Consider the following 320-nt stretch of genomic DNA (forward strand, 5'->3'; position numbering starts at 1 on the left):
GGAATCTCAAGGAGCTACGTATCACGGATAGAAAAGCGAGCGTTAATGAAGCTTTTCCATGAATTTTATAAACAAAGCCAAGGAAAAGGGTAAATGGTAAAGAGGTGTGCCAGGTTGGCACACCTCTTGCTGTGTTCTTCAAGCGTGTGTTTTATTAAAAGGGAGGGAAATACGAAAAGTCGTCTTTTGTTCATCTGAAGAACAGGTTAGTTCCCCTGAGTGTTTCTCAATGATTTTTCTACAAACAAATAATCCAATTCCTGTTCCTAGTTCCTTCGTCGTATAGAATGGTTCAAAGATCGTTTCTTGGACATCTAGTG

2 protein-coding genes are annotated in these 320 nt (G+C 39.7%); one reads left to right on the forward strand and one right to left on the reverse strand.

The genetic code is table 11. From position 1 onward, the window contains the following. Positions 1-93: sigma factor-like helix-turn-helix DNA-binding protein (locus KH400_RS25205; protein WP_281418781.1), on the forward strand; the 93-nt coding region annotated here is incomplete at its 5' end. Positions 94-138: 45 nt separating this feature from the next. Here KH400_RS25205 and KH400_RS23700 read toward each other — a convergent pair. After that, positions 139-320, reverse strand: a 182-nt coding sequence (locus KH400_RS23700) for an ATP-binding protein (RefSeq protein WP_217228795.1), incomplete at its 5' end; no start/stop codon positions are given.

Origin of the sequence: Desertibacillus haloalkaliphilus, from assembly GCF_019039105.1 — a bacterium.
In the GTDB taxonomy this organism is placed as follows: Bacteria; Bacillota; Bacilli; order Bacillales; family KJ1-10-99; genus Desertibacillus; species Desertibacillus haloalkaliphilus.